General features: G+C 67.1%; 16 protein-coding genes and 4 pseudogenes. 6 read left to right on the top strand and 14 right to left on the bottom strand.

The window, feature by feature from the left end:
* A partial coding sequence (gene aceF, locus BAY1663_RS17750) for a dihydrolipoyllysine-residue acetyltransferase (RefSeq protein WP_037043267.1) occupies positions 1-1,723 on the top strand: 1,723 nt, incomplete at its 5' end.
* Positions 1,724-1,940: 217 nt separating this feature from the next.
* Here aceF and BAY1663_RS17745 read toward each other — a convergent pair.
* Positions 1,941-2,429, bottom strand: a complete 489-nt coding sequence (locus BAY1663_RS17745; protein ID WP_037043266.1) for a hypothetical protein — start codon at positions 2,427-2,429, stop codon at positions 1,941-1,943.
* 148 nt (positions 2,430-2,577) lie between these two features.
* On the opposite strand from BAY1663_RS17745, the pseudogene BAY1663_RS17740 reads away from it, so the two are divergent.
* Positions 2,578-5,249 (top strand): annotated as a pseudogene (locus tag BAY1663_RS17740) (putative bifunctional diguanylate cyclase/phosphodiesterase).
* A 100-nt stretch (positions 5,250-5,349) separates the two neighbouring features.
* Positions 5,350-5,997: a peptide-methionine (S)-S-oxide reductase MsrA gene (gene msrA / locus BAY1663_RS17735; protein WP_037043265.1), complete on the top strand. Its 648-nt coding sequence runs from the start codon at positions 5,350-5,352 to the stop codon at positions 5,995-5,997.
* A gap of 322 nt (positions 5,998-6,319) precedes the next feature.
* Here msrA and BAY1663_RS24520 read toward each other — a convergent pair whose 3' ends face one another.
* From BAY1663_RS24520 to bioB, 11 genes and pseudogenes are all read right to left on the bottom strand, one after another.
* Positions 6,320-6,490: a hypothetical protein gene (locus tag BAY1663_RS24520; RefSeq protein WP_164838470.1), complete on the bottom strand. Its 171-nt coding sequence runs from the start codon at positions 6,488-6,490 to the stop codon at positions 6,320-6,322.
* A gap of 59 nt (positions 6,491-6,549) precedes the next feature.
* Positions 6,550-7,838 (bottom strand): annotated as a pseudogene (locus BAY1663_RS17730) (acyl-CoA dehydrogenase C-terminal domain-containing protein).
* Positions 7,839-7,913: 75 nt separating this feature from the next.
* Positions 7,914-8,297, bottom strand: a pseudogene (locus BAY1663_RS26040) (acyl-CoA dehydrogenase N-terminal domain-containing protein); the annotation flags it as partial.
* A 167-nt stretch (positions 8,298-8,464) separates the two neighbouring features.
* Positions 8,465-9,754 (bottom strand): diguanylate cyclase, encoded by a 1,290-nt coding sequence (locus BAY1663_RS17725; protein WP_037043264.1) that lies wholly within the window; start codon positions 9,752-9,754, stop codon positions 8,465-8,467.
* A 261-nt stretch (positions 9,755-10,015) separates the two neighbouring features.
* Positions 10,016-11,821, bottom strand: a complete 1,806-nt coding sequence (locus BAY1663_RS17720; RefSeq protein ID WP_037043263.1) for a phenylacyl-CoA dehydrogenase — start codon at positions 11,819-11,821, stop codon at positions 10,016-10,018.
* A 309-nt stretch (positions 11,822-12,130) separates the two neighbouring features.
* Entirely contained in the window at positions 12,131-12,379 is a 249-nt protein-coding gene (locus BAY1663_RS17715; protein ID WP_037043262.1) for a hypothetical protein, read from the bottom strand.
* A 73-nt stretch (positions 12,380-12,452) separates the two neighbouring features.
* The gene (bioD, locus tag BAY1663_RS17710; protein WP_037043261.1) at positions 12,453-13,142 is read right to left on the bottom strand and encodes a dethiobiotin synthase; all 690 of its coding nucleotides are present in this window, start codon (positions 13,140-13,142) and stop codon (positions 12,453-12,455) included.
* Position 13,143: 1 nt separating this feature from the next.
* Positions 13,144-13,959: a malonyl-ACP O-methyltransferase BioC gene (gene bioC, locus BAY1663_RS17705; protein ID WP_037043259.1), complete on the bottom strand. Its 816-nt coding sequence runs from the start codon at positions 13,957-13,959 to the stop codon at positions 13,144-13,146.
* The gene (locus BAY1663_RS17700) at positions 13,952-14,677 is read right to left on the bottom strand and encodes an alpha/beta fold hydrolase (RefSeq protein WP_037043256.1); all 726 of its coding nucleotides are present in this window, start codon (positions 14,675-14,677) and stop codon (positions 13,952-13,954) included. Before BAY1663_RS17700 ends, bioC begins: the two co-directional genes overlap by 8 nt.
* Positions 14,670-15,848, bottom strand: coding sequence for an 8-amino-7-oxononanoate synthase (bioF, locus tag BAY1663_RS17695; RefSeq protein WP_037043255.1), 1,179 nt, complete (start codon positions 15,846-15,848; stop codon positions 14,670-14,672). The genes BAY1663_RS17700 and bioF overlap by 8 nt, the downstream gene beginning before the upstream one ends.
* Before the next feature lie 107 nt (positions 15,849-15,955).
* Positions 15,956-17,011 (bottom strand): biotin synthase BioB, encoded by a 1,056-nt coding sequence (gene bioB, locus BAY1663_RS17690; RefSeq protein WP_037043253.1) that lies wholly within the window; start codon positions 17,009-17,011, stop codon positions 15,956-15,958.
* A 93-nt stretch (positions 17,012-17,104) separates the two neighbouring features.
* Between bioB and BAY1663_RS17685 the strand changes: the two are divergent.
* Together BAY1663_RS17685 and BAY1663_RS17680 are read left to right on the top strand one after the other, a co-directional pair.
* A pseudogene (locus BAY1663_RS17685) lies at positions 17,105-17,808 on the top strand (ComF family protein).
* 113 nt (positions 17,809-17,921) lie between these two features.
* A complete protein-coding gene (locus BAY1663_RS17680; protein WP_037043250.1) occupies positions 17,922-18,896 on the top strand; it encodes a serine/threonine protein kinase in 975 nt (324 codons plus the stop codon).
* A 141-nt stretch (positions 18,897-19,037) separates the two neighbouring features.
* Here the strand turns inward: BAY1663_RS17680 and BAY1663_RS17675 are convergent, their stop codons facing one another.
* Together BAY1663_RS17675 and BAY1663_RS17670 are read right to left on the bottom strand one after the other, a co-directional pair.
* Positions 19,038-19,877 (bottom strand): 23S rRNA (adenine(2030)-N(6))-methyltransferase RlmJ, encoded by an 840-nt coding sequence (locus tag BAY1663_RS17675; RefSeq protein ID WP_037043248.1) that lies wholly within the window; start codon positions 19,875-19,877, stop codon positions 19,038-19,040.
* Between the two features lie 26 nt (positions 19,878-19,903).
* Positions 19,904-20,791, bottom strand: coding sequence for a LysR family transcriptional regulator (locus BAY1663_RS17670; protein ID WP_037043246.1), 888 nt, complete (start codon positions 20,789-20,791; stop codon positions 19,904-19,906).
* A gap of 149 nt (positions 20,792-20,940) precedes the next feature.
* Between BAY1663_RS17670 and BAY1663_RS17665 the strand changes: the two genes are divergently transcribed.
* Positions 20,941-21,603: nitronate monooxygenase family protein (locus BAY1663_RS17665; RefSeq protein WP_037043243.1), on the top strand; the 663-nt coding region annotated here is incomplete at its 3' end.

Below are 21,603 nucleotides of genomic sequence, written 5' to 3'. Positions count from 1 at the left end.
GGCCGCTGCTGGCGGTCCCGCCGACGAAACCGAAGCCACGACGCCGCCCGGCGACGCCGATGCCTCTGCTTCGGCCGGGGAAGGCCAGGCGCAGGAAGTGCGCGTGCCGGATATCGGCTCGGCGGGCAAGGCCAACGTCATCGAGGTGTCCGTCAAGCCGGGCGACACCATCGCCGCCGAGCAGTCGCTGATCACCCTCGAGTCCGACAAGGCCAGCATGGAGATCCCCTCGCCGGCCGCCGGCGTGGTGGAAAGCCTGTCGGTCAAGGTCGGCGACGAAGTGGGCACCGGCGACCTGATCCTGGTCCTCAAGGGCGCCGCAGCGCCCAAGGCCGCCAAATCGCAGGCACCGGCCCAGGCCGCTGCTGCTCCGGCGGCGAAGCAGGAGCCGCAAGAGGCACCCGCGGCCGAACCGGCCGGCGAGAGCATCGAAGAGGTCCAGGTGCCGGACATCGGCTCGGCCGGCAGTGCCAACGTCATCGAAGTGATGGTCCAGGCCGGCGACCGGGTCGAGGCGGATCAGTCGCTGATCACCCTCGAATCCGACAAGGCCAGCATGGAAATCCCGGCGCCCAGGGCCGGCGTGATCGAATCCGTGTCGATGAAAGTAGGCGACCAGGCCAAGACCGGCGATCTGATCCTGACCCTCAAGGTGGCCGGCGCCGCACCGGCGAAGCAACCCGCCCAGGCCAAACCGGCCGAGGCGGTTTCGCAGCAGCAGGCCGTGGCACCCAACAAGCAGGGCGTCCCCGAAGCCCAGGCCGGCACACTGGCGGCACCGGCCGTCAGCGGGCCGAGCAAGGCCGGGGCCAAGGTCCATGCCGGCCCCGCGGTGCGCCTGACCGCACGCGAGTTCGGCGTCGATCTCGCCGAGGTTTCCGGTACCGGGCCGCGCGGGCGCATTCTCAAGGAAGACGTGCAGGCCTACGTCAAGAACATGATGAACAAGGCCAAGCAGGCGCCCGCCGAGGGCGCGGCCGGCGGTTCCGGCATTCCGCCGATCCCGGCGGTGGACTTCAGCAAATTCGGCGAGGTCGAGGAAGTCGCGATGTCGCGCCTGATGCAGATTGGCGCGGCGAACCTGCACCGCAGCTGGCTGAACGTGCCGCACGTGACGCAGTTCGAATCGGCCGACATCACCGAGCTGGAAGCCTTCCGCGTGGCGCAGAAGGCAGTCGCCGAGAAGGCCGGGGTCAAGCTCACCGTGCTGCCGCTGCTGCTCAAGGCTTGCGCGCACCTGCTCCAGGAGCTGCCGGACTTCAACAGCTCGCTGGCACCCAGCGGCAAGGCGCTGATCCGCAAGAAGTACGTGCACATCGGCTTCGCCGTGGATACCCCGGACGGCCTGATGGTCCCGGTGATCCGTGACGTGGACAGGAAGAGCCTGCTGCAACTGGCGGGCGAAGCGGCGGAACTGGCGGACAAGGCGCGCAACAAGAAGCTCTCGCCGGACGCCATGCAGGGCGCCTGCTTCACCATTTCCAGCCTCGGCCATATCGGCGGCACCGGCTTCACGCCGATCGTCAATGCGCCGGAAGTGGCGATTCTCGGCGTATCCAAGGCCACCATGCAGCCGGTATGGGACGGCAAGGCCTTCCAGCCGCGCCTGATGCTGCCGTTGTCGCTGTCCTACGATCACCGCGTGATCAACGGCGCCGCGGCAGCGCGCTTCACCAAGCGCCTGTCGGAGCTGCTGGCGGACATCCGCACGCTGCTGCTGTAAGCGCCCGAGCCGGACAAGAACGCCGCATTTCCCTCAGGGGATGCGGCGTTTTAGCTTCTGCCTCGCTCCAGATCACATCCCGCGGGTAGCCCCGGGCAGGCTGGCGTTGGGCGTAGCGAAGCCCAACAGGGATGGGGCTGAACGTATCGGGTTTCGTCGCTGCGCTTCTCAACCCAACCTACCAACCTGCGCGTCCCGCCCCCACCTACGCAACGCCTCAGCCTTTCTGCAGGTTGCGGATCAGGAACGACAGCGCCTTGGCCAGCTCTTCGGCTCCCTTGGGGTCACGCAGGATGACCACCAGGGGCAAGCCGTCGACGGGACTGCTGATGGAGCAGCTGGGACCTTGGGGAGGACACTGGTAATGCAGATACGGGTCCAGCCCGAACACCGACAGGCTACGATTGCGCACGGCGACGCCGCTGCCAGGACCGCGGACTTCCTCGCGAATGCGCAATTCGCCCGGGGTGGCCACGCTCAATTCATAGAGGAAATCCTGTGGATTGGCCTGGCCGACCTGATAGCCCGCACGCAGCGCATAGGTATCGAGCAACCCGTTGCTGTGTGCCAGCAGCGCTTCGCGATCGTTCGACGCCAAGTACAGCTTGCGCAACTCGGAGAGGTAGCGCGCCGATTCATCGGAGCCGAACTCGACCGTTTCCGCCGCCATCAGCGGAGTTCCGATGGCGCAGAAAAGCGAGACCATCACTAACTTTGCCAGCCGACTTGTCAGTCCCTGTCGCATGATGCACCCTTGCCTGAACTAATATTATTTAGCCATCGTCCTTCGCTGGAACGGTGCCTGGAGCACAAGCCAGCCCGACTCGGTGAGCATACTGGAAGCAAACCGCTCGATGAAAATACATACCGATGCCGCCAGCCGCCTGGCGACCGAGGTTGTGACGCAGTTGCCAGTGCCATCACGGCTCGGCATGCTGCGTTTCGAGCGTTTGAACGAGGCCAGCTGGACACTGCTGTTCCTCGATCCCGCCTGCGAACGCTACTTCGGCGCTCCGGCCAGCGACCTGTGCTCCCTGGTCGACTCGCCCTACGCCAGCCTGATGGAGCCAAGCGCCCGTCACCAACTGCACGACGAAATCCAGCTGCAACTGGCCAGCCTCGGTCATTACGCGGTCAACTACCGACTGCACACGCCCGAGGCGTCCTGGAGATAAGCGAGCTGGGCGAAGCCTGCCAGCAATACGGCCGCGAACTGCTCAGGGGATATCTGATGGCCGGCCGGCATAGCGAACTCGACCAGGAGCTTCGGGCCCAGAATGCCAAGTTGCGCGCTGCACTCGAACGCTACCAGCAGACCCAGGACGAGCACGTCGAACATCTGCTGCGTTCGCGCACCCAGCAGGGCCTGATCGTCAGACTGGCGCGACACCGCTACGGTTCCGCAGCCCCGCAACAGGAAGCGGCACAACTGATCACCCAGGCGGCCAGCGAGGTCTATGAGCTCAACCGCGCCGTGATCTGGCACCTGCGCGGCAGCCGCCTCGAGCCGATCGCCTGCTACCGGCGCGACAGCGACAGCTATGAGCCCTTGGCCGCGCTCGAACTGGCGGCATTTCCGCATTACCTGCAGGCCCTGCACAGCGGCCGCACCCTCGATGTCCAGGACGTCCTGCACGATCCGCGCACCAGCGAACTGGGCGATTGCTTCTACCGCCCCCATGGCATCCATTCGATACTCAATGCCAGCATTCGCGTCGGCGGGGAAGTCATCGGTGTGCTGAGCCTGCAGCACACCGGCAATCCGCGTACCTGGCAGGCCGATGAAGTGGCCTTCGCCGGCGAGTTGGCCGACCAGTACGCCCAGGTCCTGAGCAACCAGCAGCGCCTGAGCGCAACACACATGCTCAACCTGTTCCAGCGGGCAGTGGAACAGAGCGCCAGCGCCTTCATCCTGGTCGATCGCGACGGCCAGGTGGAATACGTCAATCCGGCTTTCACCACCATCACCCAGTTCTCCGCAGCGGAGGTACGCGGCCAGCGCCTGGCCGACCTGACGGCCCTGGAGAACCTCAGCGAACTGCTCTTCGATACTTCCTCGACCCTGGCCCAGAGCAACAGCTGGCAGGGCGAATTCCGCTCGCGACGCAAGAACCTCGAGCCGTACTGGGGCCAGCTATCGATCTCCAAGGTCTACAACGAAGAGGGTGAGCTGACCCACTACATCGGCATCTACGAAGACGTCACCCGCAGTAAGCTGGCGCAGCAGCATATCGAACGGCTCGCCTACACCGACAACCTGACCAACCTGGGCAACCGGCCCTTCTTCATCCACAGCCTCGAGGAGCGTTTCGGCGCCGGCCAGGAGCCCAAGCTCTGCCTGTTGCTGGTGGACATCGACAACTTCAAGCGGATCAATGACAGCCTCGGCCACCAGACCGGCGACAAACTGCTGACCAGCCTCGCCCGCCGCCTGCGCAACGGCCTCAGCCAGCAGAGCGTGCTGGCGCGCTTCGCCAGCAACGAGTTCGCTCTGCTGTTCGACGACATGAGCCTCGAGGAAGGCCAGCGCCTGGCCAACCAGGTGCTGCGCATCCTCGACAAGCCACTGTTCGTCGACAAGCAGCTGATCAGTGTCAGCGGCTCGCTGGGCCTGGCCTGCTCGCCGCTGCACGGGCGCGACCCCGAGACGCTGATGAAGCATGCCGGCCAGGCCCTGCACAAGGCCAAGGCCAACGGCAAGAACCAGGTGCAGGTCTTCACCGAAGCGCTGCACGCCGAGGCCAATTACAAGCTGTTCGTCGAGAACAACCTGCGCCGCGCGCTCACCCAGAACGAGCTGGAAGTGTTCTACCAGCCCAAGCTCTGCCTGCGCAGCGGCCGGCTGCAGGGACTCGAAGCGCTGTTGCGCTGGAACCATCCGGAAAAAGGCATGATCCGCCCGGACCAGTTCATCAGCGTCGCCGAAGAAACCGGGCTGATCATCCCGATCGGCAAATGGGTGGCCCGCGAGGCCTGCCGCATGGGCGTACGGCTCTCCGCCCTGGGGCTGGGCGCGCCGCAGATGGCGATCAACCTGTCGCCCAAGCAGTTCTCCGACCCCGACCTGCTCGGCTCGATCGCCGCGATCCTGCGCGAAGAACAGCTGCCGCCCGGACAGCTGGAGCTGGAACTGACCGAGAGCCTGCTGCTCGATGCCACCGAGGAAACCCGCCAGCAACTGATCGGCCTGAAGGCACTCGGCCTGACCCTGGCCATGGACGACTTCGGCACCGGCTATTCATCGCTCAGCTACCTGAAGAAATTCCCCATCGATGTGATCAAGATCGATCGCAGCTTCATCAAGGACATCCCCGACAACCAGGACGACATGGAGATCACCTCGGCGGTGATCGCCATGGCGCGCAACCTGCACCTCAAGGTCGTCGCCGAAGGCATCGAAACCCCGGCACAGCTCGCCTTCCTGCGCCGCCAGCGCTGCGATATCGGCCAGGGCTACCTGTTCGACAAACCGATCCCCGGCAACCACCTGAGCGACGCGCTACGGCGCTATCCGCGCTGGAGCTGAGCACCGGCAGGCCAGGCGACGTGTGGCGCCTGACGAGCTTTCGCCAGCGCCCGGGCTTTTGTAGCCTATTCTTCCAAGACACTCCCAGCCCGAGGCTCGCATGCCGTTACGCTCGCAGATTCTGCTCGACAAACAGGCCTTGCCCACCGCCGAACAGGCACTCCCCGGCCGCTCGACCCCGATGCCGGTGCCCGAAGCGCACCATGTCAACGGCCATCCGCTGCAACCGCCGTTCCCCGCAGGGCTCAAGCAGGCGGTGTTCGCCATGGGCTGCTTCTGGGGCGCCGAACGCCGCTTCTGGGAACAGCCAGGCGTCTGGACAACGGCGGTCGGCTATGCCGGCGGCCTGACGCCCAACCCGACCTACGAGGAGGTCTGTTCCGGCCTGACCGGGCATACCGAAGCCGTGCGGGTGGTGTTCGACCCGCAGCAGATCGACTACGGCACGCTGCTGCGGATCTTCTGGGAGGCGCATGATCCGACCCAGGGCATGCGCCAGGGCAACGATGTCGGCAGCCAGTATCGCTCGGCGATCTACTGCACGGAGCCGGCCCAGCGCGCCGAAGCCGAGGCCAGCCGCGAGCGCTTCCAGAAGCACCTGAACGATGCCGGGTTCACCGCCATCACCACCGAAATCGCCGATGCGCCGCCGTTCTACTATGCCGAGGCCTATCACCAGCAGTACCTGGCGAAGAATCCCGGCGGCTATTGTGGGTTGGGCGGCACGGGCGTGTGCCTGCTCGACTGAGGGGCGAGGCAGGGCAGGTGTAAGCCAGGGGGCGCTGCCCCGGTTGCGCGCGGCCCGCTCCCGGAAAGTATTAAGCAGAAAAAAGAAAAACCCCGCCGAAGCGGGGCTTTGCAGACTGAATCCTGACGTCCATGACCGCGCACCATCCTGGCGCCGCTCCCTGTGTGGTCCGTTTTGTTGGTTCGCGCTGTCCTTGCGCCACATCCTTAGTGCAGAAGATTACCGCCCGGTTCGAACGACCAGTAGTAGCCATCCTGCGTCGCGTCTTGTAAGCCATTTCCTACAAACGAGCCATCCTTGACCCACCGATGTAAGCGAAGGCTTACAAGATGCGGTTTTTATGACCGAAGCGCCGACTTAATCGTTCCGCATCATGGCCAAATAATTTCAAATTGCCTTGCCAGGTTAAGCCCTTTTCATGGGCTGCTGCGGATAGACGTGCAGGAGCGGCCATGCCCGCGAAGCTTTTGTGCGCGGGAATATTCGCGGGCATGGCCCGCTCCTACGAGAACACCTCGACACTTCGAATAGCACACAATTGGGATAGCCTTTTCAAAACTGCGCCGCATCCAGCAGGTACAGCGACGTACTACCGGCCTTGACCGAAGCGCTGAGCGAGTGGATCCGTGGCAACAGGCGGGCGAAATAGAAACGCGCGGTACCCAGCTTGCTCCGGTAGAAATCGTCCTGCTCCTGCTGGCCGCACGCCACGGCGGCCATCCGTGCCCACATGTAGGCGTAGGCGGTATAACCGAACACGTGCAGGTATTCCACCGAGCGGCGCCGATCTCGTTCGGGTCGGCCTTGGCACGATCGATGACCCAGGCCGTCAGCTCGTCCAGATTGTCCAGCGCCGCCTTCAGCGGCTCGACGAATTCGGCCAGTTCCGGACCGGCAGCCGCGATGAAGGCGCGGATCTCATCGGCGAAGGCCTGGTACAGGGTGCCGCCGCTACCCACCACCTTGCGCCCAACCAGGTCGAGGGCCTGGATGCCGTTGGTGCCTTCGTAGATCTGGGTGATGCGGCAGTCGCGCACCAGCTGTTCCTGGCCCCACTCGCGGATGAAGCCGTGGCCACCGAAGACCTGCTGGCCATGCACGGTGCTCTCCAGCCCCATGTCGGTGAGGAAGGCCTTGGCCACCGGTGTCAGCAGCGCCACCTGCGCCTCGGCACGCTGGCGCGCCTCGGCATCGTCGCTGAACTTGGCGATGTCCAGTTGCAGCGCCACGTAGCTGGAAAACGCCCGCCCGCCTTCGTTCAGCGCCTTCATGGTCAACAGCATGCGGCGCACGTCGGGATGCACGATGATCGGGTCGGCCGCCTTGTCCTGCGCCACCGGCCCGGTCGGCGCGCGACTCTGGATGCGCTCGCGGGCATATTCGACGGCGCTCTGGTAGGAGCGTTCGCCGGTGGAAAGGCCCTGGATGCCGACGCCCAGGCGCTCGTAGTTCATCATGGTGAACATCGCCGCCAGGCCCTTGTTCGGCTCGCCGACCATCCAGCCGATGGCGCCGTCGAAGTTCATCACGCAGGTGGCCGAGGCCTGGATGCCCATCTTGTGTTCGATCGAACCGCAGGACACCGCGTTGCGCTCGCCCAGCGAGCCGTCCTCGGCGACCAGCACCTTGGGTACCAGGAACAGCGAGATGCCGCGCGAGCCGGCCGGTGCGTCCGGCAGCTTGGCCAGCACCAGATGGATGATGTTCTCGGTCAGGTCGTGCTCGCCGCCAGTGATGAAGATCTTGGTACCGCTGATCGTGTAGGAACCATCGGCCTGCGGTTCGGCCTTGGTGCGGATGATGCCCAGGTCGGTACCGGCGTGCGGCTCGGTCAGGCACATGGAACCGGACCAGACGCCGGCATACATGTTCGGCAGGTATTTGTGCTTGAGTTCTTCGCTGGCGTGAGCATGGATCGACAGGCAGGCGCCGGAGGTCAGCATGGGGTACAGGCCGAAGGCCAGGCTGGCGGAGTTCATCATCTCCTCGACCTGCGCCGAGATGACCTTGGGCATGCCCATGCCGCCGAAGGCCGGATCGCCGCCGACGCCGACCCAGCCGCCTTCGGCATACAGGCGATAGGCCTCCTTGTAGCCGGCCGGCGTCGCCACCTCGCCGCCCTGCCAGTGGCAGCCCTCTTCGTCACCACTGCGGTTCAGCGGGGCGATACCGTTGGCGGTGATCTTGCCCGCCTCCTCGAGGATCGCCTCGGCCGTCTCGGCATCGACCACCTCGGCCAGCGCCGGCAGGCGCTGCCAGAGTGCCGGTGCGTCGAAGACTTCGTTGAGGAGGAAACGCATGTCGCGCAGCGGCGCTCGGTAGTCAGCCATGGAAAGAACCTCGCAAGACACTGGTCGGCGGCCACTCGGGGCCGTTTCAGCGAGTCTAACCGAATAACGAAGACAGGATTAAGCGTCTTTTTGTGACCGAATGGTTTTACATGGTCACGAAATGAGTTCCCTGGGCATCACAGCGCGCGCTCGACGGTGCGCACCGCACCCCGTCCATTTCCATACGTCCGCACACAGTTGCGCCCGCCCTTCTTGGCGCTGTACAGCGCCTGGTCCGCGGCCTTGATGACCTCCTCCGGGCTGCGCTGCTCGGCTTGCCGCTCGGCGACGCCGATGCTGATCGTCACCGAAACCTGGCCCGAGGAGGATTTGCCCCGCGCCTGGCGGCCCTGGCGATCGTCCTTGGGCCGGCTGTTCCTGTCGCGTAGCTGCAGGGCATAGCCCTCGATGGCCTGGCGCACGGCTTCCAGGTGCGGCAGGCATTCATCGAGGCTGCGCCCGGGGAACACCAAGGTGAACTCCTCGCCGCCATAGCGGTAGGCACGTCCGCCACCGCCGATCCTGCGCAATCGACTGGCGACCAGGCGCAGCACCTGGTCGCCAACGTCGTGCCCATGGGTATCGTTGAACGCCTTGAAATGATCCACGTCCGCCATGGCCAGCACGTACTGGCGCCCCAGACGTTGCAGGCGCTCGTTCAACGCACGGCGGCCGGGCAGCCCGGTCAGTTCGTCGCGGAAGGCCATGAGATAGGCCTCGTGGGCGATCGCCACCACCAGCATCAGCAGCACGTGGCTGCTCAGCACGTTCAGCGCGCCCGGGCGGCTGAAGGTCTGCGGCAACAGCAACAGCACGCCGAGCAATGCGACCAGCTGCGCCGCATGGGAAGGTCTGGGCTGGCGCAGGTACTGCGCGGCCAGCAGCAGGATGGCCAGCAGGAAGGCCGGATAGGCCAGCTGGATCAGATTCATCCAGCCGGCCTGCAGCATCGGCCAGCGGATTTCCACCAGCCAGGCATGCAGCGCCTCCGGGAAGCGCCGGGCCAGCGCCAGTGCCACCACCGCGACGACGAACAGCACGGCGGCACGGGCGAGCCCGTCCTGGGCCAGATGGCTGCGCTCGCGCCAGATGCCGTAGAGGCCGAACAACAACGGCAGCAGCAGGCTGCACAGGTGAAAGGTCAGCGCGGCGTCGTCCAGCAGTTGCCCGTGGGCACGGTAATGATCGGCGTGGGTATCGAGCAGGAAGTAAGCGATATAGACGCAGAGCAGCAGGAACAGCTCGCGGATGCGCCCGTAGACCAGGCAGAACGCCCCACCCAGAAGCAGCAGCACCGTCGGCAGGACGTTGTACAGCGAGGTGAAGAATTCGTTGAGCGTCGCCTGGCGAGCAATTACCCAGCCACCGGCCAGCAATGCCAGCGGGGCGAGGAAATGACTGAGGCGAAGTGGATAGGGGCGCGACACGGCGACTCCGACAGTCTGCCGACGAAAGATAGCATTCTGCCTTCGTGCCCGCGCAAGCGCAGCCGTCCAGCCGGAAAAATGCGGATCTGATTGGCAAAAAGCGCAGGTTCCCGTTGGGCTTCGCTGCGCTCAGCGCCAGCCTACCCGTGGGCGTCCGCATGCCGGTGTTGCAAGACATCCGCGCCAGCGCGACGCGGTCTGCGCCCGGAATGCGGAAAGCCGCTGCACAGGCAGCGGCTTTCCGTCAGCACATCGACTCAGTCAGTAACCGAGGGCGAAATCTTCCTCGGCCATGTCCATCAGGTTGTCGGCACCGGACAACATGGTTGCCACGTGGGCGCGGGTGCGCGGCAGGATGCGCGCGAAGTAGAAGCGCGCAGTCTGCAGCTTGGCCTTGTAGAAACCCTCTTCCTCGGTGCCGGCGGCCAGCTTCTCGGCGGCGACGCGCGCCATGTCGGCCCAGAAGTAGGCCAGGCAGGCGTAGCCGGAGTACATCAGGTAGTCCACCGACGCCGCGCCGACTTCCTCGCGGTTCTTCATCGCGGCCATGCCGACCTTCATGGTGATCTCGCCCCACTCCTTGTTCAGCTGCGCCAGCGGGCCGACGAGGTCCTGGATGGCTTCGTTGCCCTCGTTGGCCTGGCAGAACTTGTGCACGATCTTGGTGAAGCCCTTGAGCGCCTCGCCCTGGGTCATCAGCACCTTGCGCCCCAGCAGGTCGAGGGCCTGGATACCGGTGGTGCCTTCGTACAGGCAGGAGATGCGGCTGTCACGCACGTTCTGCTCCATGCCCCACTCGGCGATGAAGCCGTGGCCACCGTAGACCTGCACGCCATGGTTGGCGGCTTCGAAGCCGACTTCGGTCATGAACGCCTTGGCGATCGGGGTGAGGAACGCCAGCATGGCATCGGCGGCCTTGCGCTGCGCTTCGTCGGCGCTGCGCTGCATGATGTCCACCTGCTTGGCGGCGAAGTAGAGCATGGCGCGGTTGCCTTCGGCGAAGGCCTTCATGGTCAGCAGCATGCGGCGCACGTCCGGATGCACGATGATCGGATCGGCAGCCTTGTCCGGCGCCTTCGGACCGCTCAGCGAACGCATCTGCAGACGCTCGCGGGCGTAGTTGATGCCGCCCTGGAAGGCCACCTCGGCATGGGCCAGGCCCTGCAGCGCGGTGCCCAGGCGGGCGGTGTTCATGAAGGTGAACATGCAGTTCAGGCCCTTGTTCGGCGGCCCGATCAGGAAACCGGTGGCGCCGTCGAAGTTCATCACGCAGGTGGCGTTGCCGTGGATGCCCATCTTGTGCTCGATGGAGCCGCAGGACACGCCGTTGCGCTCGCCCGCCTCGCCGGAGGCCGAGGGCAGGAACTTCGGCACGATGAACAGCGAGATGCCCTTGGTGCCGGCAGGCGCGTCGGGCAGGCGGGCCAGTACGATGTGGACGATGTTCTCGGCCATGTCGTGCTCGCCGGCGGAAATGAAGATCTTGGTACCGGTGACCTTGTAGCTGCCGTCGGCCTGCGGCTCGGCCTTGGTGCGCAGCATGCCCAGGTCGGTGCCGCAGTGCGGCTCGGTCAGGCACATGGTGCCGGTCCACTGGCCGGTCACCAGCTTGGTCAGGTAGGCCTGCTGCTGTTCGGGGGTGCCGTGCGCGTGCAGGGTGTTCATCGCACCGTGGGACAGGCCCGGGTACATGCCCCAGGACCAGTTGGCCTCGCCGATCATCTCGCTCATGGCCATGCCGAGGGATTCCGGCAGGCCCTGGCCACCCTGCTCGACGTCGTGCGCCAGGCTCGGCCAGCCGCCTTCGACGTACTGCTGATAGGCTTCCTTGAAGCCACTCGGGGTCTTCACCCCGCTCTCGCTCCAGGTGCAGCCCTCGGTGTCACCGACACGATTCAGCGGTGCGAGCACCTGCTCGCAGAACTTGGCGCCTTCCTCGAGGATGGCATTGACCATGTCCGGCGTGGCGTCTTCGCATCCCGGCAGGCTCTGATAGTGCGCCTCGTAGCCGAGCAGTTCGTCACGTACGAAGCGGATATCGCGCAAGGGGGCCTTGTAGTCGGGCATTGGATAAACCTCAGCGGTGAGTTCTTGGTTCAGCCGGCCGGGACAGTCCGGCCAGAGGGTTCGATTCCAACCATCGGGCATCGGCTCCGAATGATCAAACGAGTGTTTGAAACATACGTTTCGCCCTGGTCCCTGTCAAGCCGGGGGAACGGCACCATTTATCGGCCAAATCGGCCATCGCCCAGCCAGCCGCAGGCCTGCCAAGGCATGGCCGAGCCGGCAAGGATCAGAGGTGCAAGCGAAGAGGTGCCCGCGCCGAAGGCGGTGCATAGTGGGAAGGCAGCGATGCAGGAACAGGCCCGAGGGGAATCAGGCCTGGGTATCGATAAGGGTGCCGAGCACCTCGTCGGCGCTCTGGATCATGCGCGCGCCCAGGTTGGCGCTGTGCTCGCCGAGCTTCATCTGGATCAGTTGTTCGGTGAGCTCGGCCAGCGCCTGGGAGTTGTCGGCGCCCGGCAGGCTACCGGCGGCGATCGCCGCTCCGGCCTGTTCGACACGCTGCTGGCCGCCCTGGTAGGCGCTCAGACCGGCGCCGAGAAGACTACTGGTGATCTGCATGGATGGCTCCGCGCAATCAGGTTGCCAGCATTCAAGCAAATAATCGCCGCCAACCGCAAGCGGCGCCTGGCCGCTATGCCGGCAGGCCGAGCGGGGCCAGCTGCAGATGAACGGCCACCTGCTGTGCGGACGCCCGCGCCAGCCGCGGCACCCGGCCGAGACAGGGCGCCGACAGCCGTTCGTCGAGCGTGGCCAGGTTCTCCTCCAGCCGCGACGTGGCCGGGTCGACGATATTGGCCACCCAGCCGGCCAGCGCCAGGCCATCGGCAGCGATCGCCTCGGCGCTGAGCAGGGCGTGGTTGATGCAACCCAGCCGTACGCCGACCACCAGGATCACCGGCAGGCCCAGGCGCACCGGCAATGCGGACAGGTTTTCCCGCCCGCTCAGCGGCACCCGCCAGCCGCCGGCGCCTTCGACCAGGGTGAAGTCGGCCCGGCAATCCAGCACCGGCTGCACGGCGGCGGCCAACGCCTCGATCGTCAGCGCTACGCCGGCTTCGCGCGCCGCGATATGCGGCGCGATCGCCGGGGCGAAGGCGAACGGATTGACCATCGCATAGCCCAGCGGCAAGCTGCACTCGGCCAGCAGTGCCAGGGCATCGGCGTTGCGCAGGCCCTGCGGCGTCGACTCGCAGCCGGAGGCGACCGGCTTCGCCGCCGCGGTGGAAAGCCCGGCCTGGCGTGCCGCATGCAGCAGGCCGGCGGCGATGGTGGTCTTGCCGACGTCGGTATCGGTGCCGGCAATGAAGAAGGCGCGGCTCATCTCAGGGTTCCTTACGCAGGATGCCGTAGACCACCTGGTAGGTGGCCGGCAGTCCCTCGGGCCGGCGGAAGCGTTCGTAGGCCTCGACCAGCGCGCGGATGCGGGCGCGCCCGGTCAGCCCGCCGGGACGCCCGGGATTGAGGTTGTGCGCGCCGAGCGCCTTGAGTTCGTGGGTGAGCTGGCGCAGGTCGGGAAAATGCAGCACCTCGGGCCGCATCTCCAGGCTCACCAATTGCAGCCCGCTGTTGCGGCACAGCGCCTGGTAGGTGGCCAGCGGGCGGAAGCGGTTGACGTGGGCGAAGCCATCCACCGCCTGCCAGCTGTCGCGCAGCTCCTGCAGGGTGCCGCTGCACAGGCTGCTGAAGGCGAACGTGCCGCCTGGCCGCAACACCCGCCGCGCCTCGCCCAGGACACCGGCGAAATCCTCGCACCACTGCAGCGCCAGGCTGGAGAAGACCAGCTCGGCGCAGCCGTCGCGCAGCGGCAGCTGCTCGGCGTCGCCGACGACGAATTGTCGTGCGCCGCCCGCGGGCCGCGCATGCCGCAGCATACCCTCGGCGATATCCAGCGCCACGCCCTCGGCCTGCGGGAAGGCGCAGGCCAGGGCGCGGGAGAAATAGCCGGTGCCGCTGCCCAGGTCGAGCCAGCGCGATACCCGCACGCCGTCTGGCAGACGGGCCAGCAGTTGGCCGCCGACATGCCGCTGCAACGCCGCGACGCCGTCGTAACTGGCCGCGGCGCGGGAGAAGGAGGCGGCTACCTGGCCCTTGTCGGGCAGCGTGTTCCCATGCCGCTCGCTCACTGCCGCCTCAGTCATCCTCGCCCTCATTCATGAAGGCCAGCATCGCCGTCGCCACGTCTTCGGCACGCTCCAGCGGCAGGCCATGGCTGGCGTTGGCCAGCACGTCGACTTCGACGTCGGGCAGCCAGGCGAGCAGCGCCTCGGCGGCGGCCGGCGGCACCAGCGCATCGCCGCCGGCGAACAGGTGCAGCTGCGGTCCGACATAGCGTTGCAGCGCCGCGCGACCGTCCAGCTCGGCGAGCAGTCTGAGGCCCGCGGCGAATACCGCCTGCGGCTGGTCGAGCAGGCTGACCTGCAGCTGCCTGGCCAGCGTGCGCGGGTCGAAGGCGCTACGGCTGCAGAGCAGGCCGAAGCGCTTGAGGGTGTCGTCCGGCCCCAGGCGGAAGGCCGCCTCGAAGGCATCGAAGACTTCCGCGGGCATCGCTGTGGGCCAGTCGGCGCGGCTGCGAAAACAGGGGTTGCTGCAGAGGGTGATCAGACCTGGGCAAGCGTCGTCGCGGCGCGCGGCCAGTTGCGTTGCCAGCATGCCGCCCAGCGACCAGCCGGCCAGCCAGCTGTCGGCCGGCAGGCGGGCATCCAGTTCGTCGAGCCAGGCCTCGGGGCGCTCCAGCACCGGCAGGGGGGCGATGTCGACCTGCAGGCGCGGTTCGCGCTCGCGCAGCACCTCGGCCAGTGGTTCGAGTGCGGCCGGGCCGAACGCCCAGCCTGGCAGCAGAATCAAGCGATCACGCATCGTCGCGCTCCTCGGGCAGTCGTGCCCAGCAGTCGGCCAGCGCCTCCAGCAGGCGCTCGAGCTGCGCATCGGTGTGGGCCGCGGTGAAGGTGATCCGCAGCCGTGCGCTGCCGGCCGGAACGGTGGGCGGGCGGATGGCGCCGACCAGGATGCCGCGCGCGCGCAGCAGCGCCGACAGCCGTAGCGCCCGCTCGCTGCTGCCGACCAGCACCGGCTGGATCGGCGTCGGGCTGTCCATCAGCGTCAGGCCGATCCGCGCCGCGCCGTCGCGAAAACGCGCCACCAGACGATTCAGATGCTCGCGCCGCCAGCCTTCGCTGCGCAGCAGCTCCAGGCTCTTGAGTGTGGCACAGGCGACCGCCGGTGGCTGGCTGGTGGTGTAGATGTACGGACGGGCGAACTGGATCAGTGTCTCGATCAACTCCTCGCTGCCGGCGACGAAGGCGCCCGCCGTGCCGAAGGCCTTGCCCAGGGTGCCGACCAGCACCTGGACATCGTCGCTACCGAGGCCGAAGTGCTCGACGATACCGCCACCGGAGGCGCCCAGCGGGCCGAAGCCATGGGCGTCGTCGACCATCACCCAGGCGTCGCGCTTTCTCGCCTCGGCGCACAGCGCCGGCAGTCCGGCCAGGTCGCCGTCCATGCTGAACACGCCATCGGTCACCACCAGGGTGTCGCCGGCCGCCTTGTCCAGGCGCTTGGCCAGACTCCCGGCATCGTTGTGCAGGTAGCGCGAGAAGCGCGCGCCGGAAAGCAACCCGGCATCGAGCAGCGAGGCATGGTTGAGGCGATCCTCCAGCACCGTGTCGCCCTGCCCGACCAGCGCGGTGACCGCCGCCAGGTTGGCCATGTAGCCGGTGGAGAACAGCAGCGCGCGCGGGCGGCCGGTGAATTCGGCCAGCGCCTCTTCCAGCGCGTGGTGCGGCGTGCTGTGGCCGATCACCAGGTGCGAGGCGCCGCCGCCGACGCCCCACCTCGCGGCGCCCTGCTGCATGGCGGCGATCACCTCGGGGTGATTGGCCAGGCCCAGGTAGTCGTTGGAGCTGAATGCCAGCAGGCGCTCGCCATCGACCACCACCTCCGGCCCCTGCGGCGTCTCGAGCAGCGGGCGCTGGCGGTAAAGGTGTTCGGCGCGGCGGGCGGCGAGACGGGAAGCGAGATCGAAAGACATGGCGACTCGGCGTGGCAAGCGGTGGATAACCGCACGCGGGTATCCACCCTACGCAGGCGTCGAGTCCGGCGTAGGGTGGATGACGCGCAGCTCATCCACCATGGATATCAGGCGGTGGCGTCGTAGAACAGCTTGGAATCGCGCTGCTCGACCAGCGCCTGCTCGATGGCGGCCTGGTGCACCTCGTCGGAATGCTCCTCGCGCTCCTCGGGCTTGATACCCAGGCGCTGGAACAGCTGCATGTCCTTGTCCGCCTGCGGGTTGGCGGTGGTCAGCAGTTTCTCGCCGTAGAAGATCGAATTGGCGCCAGCGAGGAAGGCCAGGGCCTGCATCTGCTCGTTCATCTGCTCGCGACCGGCGGACAGGCGCACATGGGACTTGGGCATCATGATCCGCGCCACGGCGAGCATGCGGATGAAGTCGAACGGATCGACGTCCTGCTCCTCGGCCAGCGGCGTGCCCTTGACCTTGACCAGCATGTTGATCGGCACGCTCTCCGGGTGCTCCGGCAGGTTGGCCAGCTGGATCAGCAGGCCGGCGCGGTCGTCCAGCGATTCGCCCATGCCGAGGATGCCGCCCGAGCAGATCTTCATCCCCGCGTCACGCACGTAGCTCAGCGTCTGCAGGCGTTCCGCGTAGGTCCGCGTGGTGATGATGTTGCCGTAGAACTCCGGCGAGGTGTCGAGGTTGTGGTTGTAGTAGTCCAGGCCCGCGGCGGCCAGCGCCTGGGTCTGCTCCTGGTCGAGCTTGCCGAGGGTCATGCAGGTTTCCAGGCCCATGGCCTTGACCCCTTCGACCATCTTCAGCACGTAGGGCATGTCCTTGGCCGACGGGTGCTTCCAGGCCGCCCCCATGCAGAAGCGCGTCGAGCCGATGGCCTTGGCTTCGGCCGCCGCCTCCAGCACCTTCTGCACCTCCATCAGCTTCTCTTTATCCAGGCCGGTGTTGTAGTGGCCGGACTGCGGGCAGTACTTGCAGTCTTCCGGGCAGGCGCCGGTCTTGATCGACAGCAGGGTGGAGACCTGCACGCGGTTGGCATCGAAGTGCCGGCGGTGCACGGTCTGCGCCTGGAACAGCAGGTCGTTGAAGGGTTGCTCAAAGAGCGCCTTGACCTCGGCGAGGGACCAGTCGTGGCGGGTGGCGGAAGCGGAGGTGGCGCTCATGGGCGTTCCTTGTAATAAATAGCGGCTCGATGGCCTGGCACGGATGCGAAATGGTTAGCCAAGCCCGAAGCGCTGTCAACCAGGAAGGGAATCATGGTTAACAACTGGTCAATTATTGAACAGCACTGTCTATTGTGCGACGAACCCTGCGAGGGCCATCCGCTCTGTGGCGCCTGCGAGGCCGAATTGCCCTGGCTCGACGGCCAATGTTCGATCTGCGCCCTGCCCTTGCCCTCGCGCGGCCTGGTCTGCGGTGAGTGCCTGAAACGCCCGCCGTCCTACGATCATGTCGAGGTGCCCTGCGTTTCGCCTTTCCCGTGGATGCGCTGATCACCCGCTTCAAGCATCAGGCGCGCTGGCCGTTCGGCCGGCTGCTCGGCGAACGCCTGGCGCACCACCTGGAACATGCATTCGCCGACGGCCTGCCGCGGCCGGACGCCCTGTTGCCGGTGCCGCTGGCCCGCCGGCGGCTGCGCCAGCGCGGCTTCAACCAGGCACGGATGCTCGCCGACTGGCTTGGCCGGGGCCTGGCCATTCCGGTCGAGGCGGACACCCTGCAGCGGCTGGTGGATACGCCGCCGCAGCAGCAACTGGATGCCGCCACGCGCCGGCGCAACCTGCGCCAGGCCTTCGCTCTCTCGGCCACGGCCAGGGTCGAGGATCGCCACCTGGCACTGGTCGACGACGTGCTGACCACCGGTGCCACCGCCGAGGCGCTGGCTCGCCTGCTCAAGCGGGCCGGTGCGGCGCGGGTGGATGTCTACTGCCTGGCGCGTACGCCCAAGCCGGGCGATTGAGCGGCCGGACCGCGAACCGGCACCTTCGCCAGCATGTCGCCTGTCCGGCGGAAATTCGCTGCGTGAGATTTCCACCCTACGTACACTGAACGACTCAGTCAGCGGAGCCGCTCATGTCCCATCCCTTCGATACCCTCACGCCGGACCTGGTCCTCGACGCCGTGGAGGGCATCGGCTACCTCAGCGATGCCCGCGTGCTGGCGCTCAACAGCTACGAGAACCGCGTCTACCAAGTGGGCATCGAAGACGAAGCGCCGCTGGTCGCCAAGTTCTACCGACCCGGCCGCTGGAGCGACGCGGCGATCCTCGAGGAACACCGCTTCAGCCTGGAGCTGGCCGAGCGCGAGGTGCCGGTGGTGGCGCCGCTTGAGCGCGACGGCACGACGCTGTTCGAGCACGCCGGCTTCCGCTTCGCCCTCTTTCCCCGCCGCGGCGGCCGCGCGCCGGAGCCGGGCAATCTCGACCAGCTCTATCGCCTCGGCCAGTTGCTCGGGCGCCTGCACGCGGTGGGCGCCAGCCGGCCGTTCACGCACCGCGAAAGCCTGACCGTGCAGCGCTTCGGCCATGACTCGCTGGACACCCTGCTGGAAGGCGGCTTTATTCCGAAGAGCCTGCTGCCGGCGTACGAATCGGTGGCCCGCGACCTGCTCAAGCGAGTCGAGGAGGTCTTCGCCGGCACCCGCTTCAGCCCGATCCGCCTGCATGGCGATTGCCATCCGGGCAATATCCTCGCCCGCGACGATGCCTTCTACCTGGTCGACCTCGACGACTGCCGCATGGGCCCGGCGGTGCAGGACCTGTGGATGATGCTGGCCGGCGAGCGCCACGAGCGCCTCGCCCAGCTGGCCGAACTGGTGGACGGCTACCAGGAATTCCACGACTTCGCGCCGCGCGAACTGCCGCTGATCGAGGCGCTGCGCGCGCTGCGGCTATTGCACTACAGCGCCTGGCTGGCACGGCGCTGGGACGACCCGGCATTCCCCATGAGCTTTCCCTGGTTCGGCAGCGAGCGCTACTGGGGCGAGCAGATCCTGATCCTGCGTGAACAGACCGCGGCCTTGCAGGAAGAGCCGCTCAGGCTGTTCTGAGAAACGCGCCAGCGTTTACCGCCTCACCACCGAAAGAGTGCGCCATGGTGGATGTGAAAAGCGACATCCACCCTACGGATCGGGCCTGCGTAGGGTGGATCGCGCTTTATCGATCCACCGGGCGGCGATCCGCCCCGTAGATCAGGCCTCCTCGATCAGCCAGTCCAAGCGCCAGCTCCCCTGGCTCTGCGCCAGCTGCTCGGCCAGCCAGGGCAGCAGCTCGCGCAGTTCCTCCTCCAGCCCCCACGGCGGGTTGGCGATGGCCAGGCCGGAGCCGCTCAGGCGGCCGGCATCGTCGGCCGGGTGGACGAACAGTTCGGCGCGCAGCAGCTTGGGCGCGCCACTGCGGGCGAGGTCCTGGTAGAAGCGCTTGAGCTGCCGCTCGTCCTTGATCGGGTACCAGATCGCACCGATGGTCTGGCGCATGCGCCCCAGTGCCTCCTTGAGCGCCGCCACGCAGCGACCCAGTTCGTCGGCCTGCTCGAACGGCGGGTCGATCAGCAGCACCACACGCTTCTCCCGCGTCGGCATCAGCGCCCGCGGCACGTGCCAGCCCTCGCCCAGGTGCACCGCGACGCGGCGATCGCCGGCCATGTTGTCCTTGAGCAGGGCGCCATCCTCGGGATGCTTCTCGTTGAGCTGCAGGCGATCCTGCTCGCGCGTCAACCGCCGCGCCAGCTCCGGCGAGCCGGGGTAGTAGCGCAGCGCGCCGTCGGGGTTCAATGCGCGGATCACGCCGAGGTAGTCGTCGAGCAGCGCCGGGCGCGCCTCCGCCTGCCAGATGCGGGCGATGCCCTGCAGCCATTCTCCCGTACGGCTGGCCTGGTCGCCCGCCAGGTCGTAGAGACCGACGCCGGCATGGCTGTCGAGGTAGGCGAACGGCGCCTCCTTGCGCGACAGCAGGGCGAAGATGCGGCTCAGCGTGAGGTGCTTGAGAACGTCGGCATGGTTGCCGGCATGGAAGGCGTGGCGGTAGTTCATGATGGTCTCCGAAACAGCCGGCAAGCTTACCCGCTGAGCGGGCTTCGCGCGCGCATCAGTTCCAGCAGCAGCGCCAGCGGCGGGTGCTCGCCCGCATCGCGCCGGCGCACCAGCAGGGTGGTGGTCGCCCCCAGCTCCGCCGCGATCGGCTGGTACTGCACCAGATGCCCGCGCGGGTGGCGTTCGAGCAGGCTGCGCGGCAGCAGGCCGACGCCCATGCCGGCGGCAATGCCGGCGAAGATCGCATCGATCGAGCCGTAGCTCTGCCGTGCCGCCACCTGGAGCCCGCGGCTCGCTGCCCAGCGCTCCAGACGTTCGCGATAGTGGCAGCCCTGCGGGAAGCCCAGCAGCGTCTGCGGGCTCTGCTCGAGCCGCTCGGCCTCGCGCCCCAGCGGCAACACCAGCATCAGCTCCTCCTGCCAGATCGGCAGGCAGTCGAGCTGGACATGCTCGAACGGGCCGCCGATCAGCCCGGCATCCAGCTCGCCGGCCAGCACGCCGTCGATCAGGCGCCGGCTGGGCCCGGTGCTCAGTTGCAGGTTGACCTTCGGTGCGCGCCGATGAAAGGCGGCCAGGACTTCGGGCAGGCGCACCGCCGCGGTGGTTTCCATCGACCCCAGGCGCAGCCCGCCGGTCCAGACATCCTCCTGCACGCTGCGCCAGGCCGCCTGGCAGAGCTGCTCCAGCTGCTCGGCATGAGGCAGCAGGCGCTCGCCGGCCGGGGTCAGCCGCAGGCGCTGGCCCTGGCGCTGGAACAGCCGGGTATCGAGCTGCTGCTCGAGCAGCCGCAGGCGCGCCGAGACGTTCGACGGCACGCAGCTCAGGCGCGCACCGGCTGCGCTGAGCGAACCTTCGCGCGCCACGGCGAGGAAGAACTTGAAGAGCTGCGGGTTGAGCCGCTGCCAGGCACCCATCGATCCTTCACCAATCGTGAAAATTGACTGCAATATTTTTCACTAACCCTCCACAGGCGACAACGACTAAGGTGCGCACGACGACCGCACCAGCCGTCCGGATCGCCCGGGCGCTCATCGAGCCGGTCACCCTCGCAACGGAGCACGCCATGTCCCTCGAATCCCTGCTCGGCATCGAACTGCCCATCATCCAGGCGCCCATGGCGGGTGCACAGAACCATGCGCTGGCGGCGGCGGTCTGCGAGGCCGGCGGCCTGGGCTCGATCCCTGCCGGGATGCTCGACGCCGCGGCGCTGGAGATCGAGCTGAGTGCCCTCGAGGCGCTGACCGACAGGCCCTACAACGTCAATTTCTTCTGTCATCGGACGCCGACCGCCGAACCGGCGTGCATCGACGCCTGGCATCGCCTGCTGGCGCCATTGCTGGCCGAATTCGACGTCGATCCGGCCAGCATCCCCAGCGGCGCGACCCGCCAGCCGTTCGACGCGGCGATGGCCGAGGTGCTGGAACGGCACCGGCCGGCGATGATCAGCTTCCACTTCGGCCTGCCGGAAGCGCAGCTGCTGCAGCGCGCGCGCGCCACCGGGGCGAAGATCGTCTCCAGCGCCACCACGCTCGCGGAAGGCCGCTGGCTGCAACAGCATGGCGTCGACGCGGTGATCGCCCAGGGGCTGGAGGCCGGCGGCCATCGCGGCATCTTCCTCGGCGAGGACCTGACCACCCAGGTCGGCACCTTCGCGCTATTGCCGCAACTGGTCGCCGCGCTGGACGTGCCGGTGATCGCCGCCGGCGGCATCGCCGATGCCCGCGGC

This window comes from Pseudomonas sp. BAY1663 (assembly GCF_000582595.1).
Classification (GTDB): domain Bacteria; phylum Pseudomonadota; class Gammaproteobacteria; order Pseudomonadales; family Pseudomonadaceae; genus Stutzerimonas; species Stutzerimonas stutzeri_AF.
The sequence above is the reverse complement of the archived record's forward strand: the minus strand, read 5'-3'. Positions and strand labels throughout refer to the sequence as shown.

What these genes read in the sequence shown, in the direction of transcription:
- BAY1663_RS17700 (WP_037043256.1), bottom strand. Translation starts at nt 14,677, where the DNA reads ATGCGTGATCGCTTGATTCTGCTGCCAGGCTGGGCGTTCGGCCCGGCC.
- bioD (WP_037043261.1), bottom strand. Translation starts at nt 13,142, where the DNA reads ATGAGCCGCGCCTTCTTCATTGCCGGCACCGATACCGACGTCGGCAAG.
- BAY1663_RS17715 (WP_037043262.1), bottom strand. Translation starts at nt 12,379, where the DNA reads ATGCAGATCACCAGTAGTCTTCTCGGCGCCGGTCTGAGCGCCTACCAG.
- BAY1663_RS17745 (WP_037043266.1), bottom strand. Translation starts at nt 2,429, where the DNA reads ATGGTCTCGCTTTTCTGCGCCATCGGAACTCCGCTGATGGCGGCGGAA.
- BAY1663_RS17670 (WP_037043246.1), bottom strand. Translation starts at nt 20,791, where the DNA reads ATGGGTGCCTGGCAGCGGCTCAACCCGCAGCTCTTCAAGTTCTTCCTC.
- BAY1663_RS17675 (WP_037043248.1), bottom strand. Translation starts at nt 19,877, where the DNA reads ATGAACTACCGCCACGCCTTCCATGCCGGCAACCATGCCGACGTTCTC.
- bioC (WP_037043259.1), bottom strand. Translation starts at nt 13,959, where the DNA reads ATGACTGAGGCGGCAGTGAGCGAGCGGCATGGGAACACGCTGCCCGAC.
- BAY1663_RS17720 (WP_037043263.1), bottom strand. Translation starts at nt 11,821, where the DNA reads ATGCCCGACTACAAGGCCCCCTTGCGCGATATCCGCTTCGTACGTGAC.
- BAY1663_RS17680 (WP_037043250.1), top strand. Translation starts at nt 17,922, where the DNA reads ATGTCCCATCCCTTCGATACCCTCACGCCGGACCTGGTCCTCGACGCC.
- msrA (WP_037043265.1), top strand. Translation starts at nt 5,350, where the DNA reads ATGCCGTTACGCTCGCAGATTCTGCTCGACAAACAGGCCTTGCCCACC.
- BAY1663_RS24520 (WP_164838470.1), bottom strand. Translation starts at nt 6,490, where the DNA reads ATGCCCGCGAATATTCCCGCGCACAAAAGCTTCGCGGGCATGGCCGCT.
- bioF (WP_037043255.1), bottom strand. Translation starts at nt 15,848, where the DNA reads ATGTCTTTCGATCTCGCTTCCCGTCTCGCCGCCCGCCGCGCCGAACAC.
- bioB (WP_037043253.1), bottom strand. Translation starts at nt 17,011, where the DNA reads ATGAGCGCCACCTCCGCTTCCGCCACCCGCCACGACTGGTCCCTCGCC.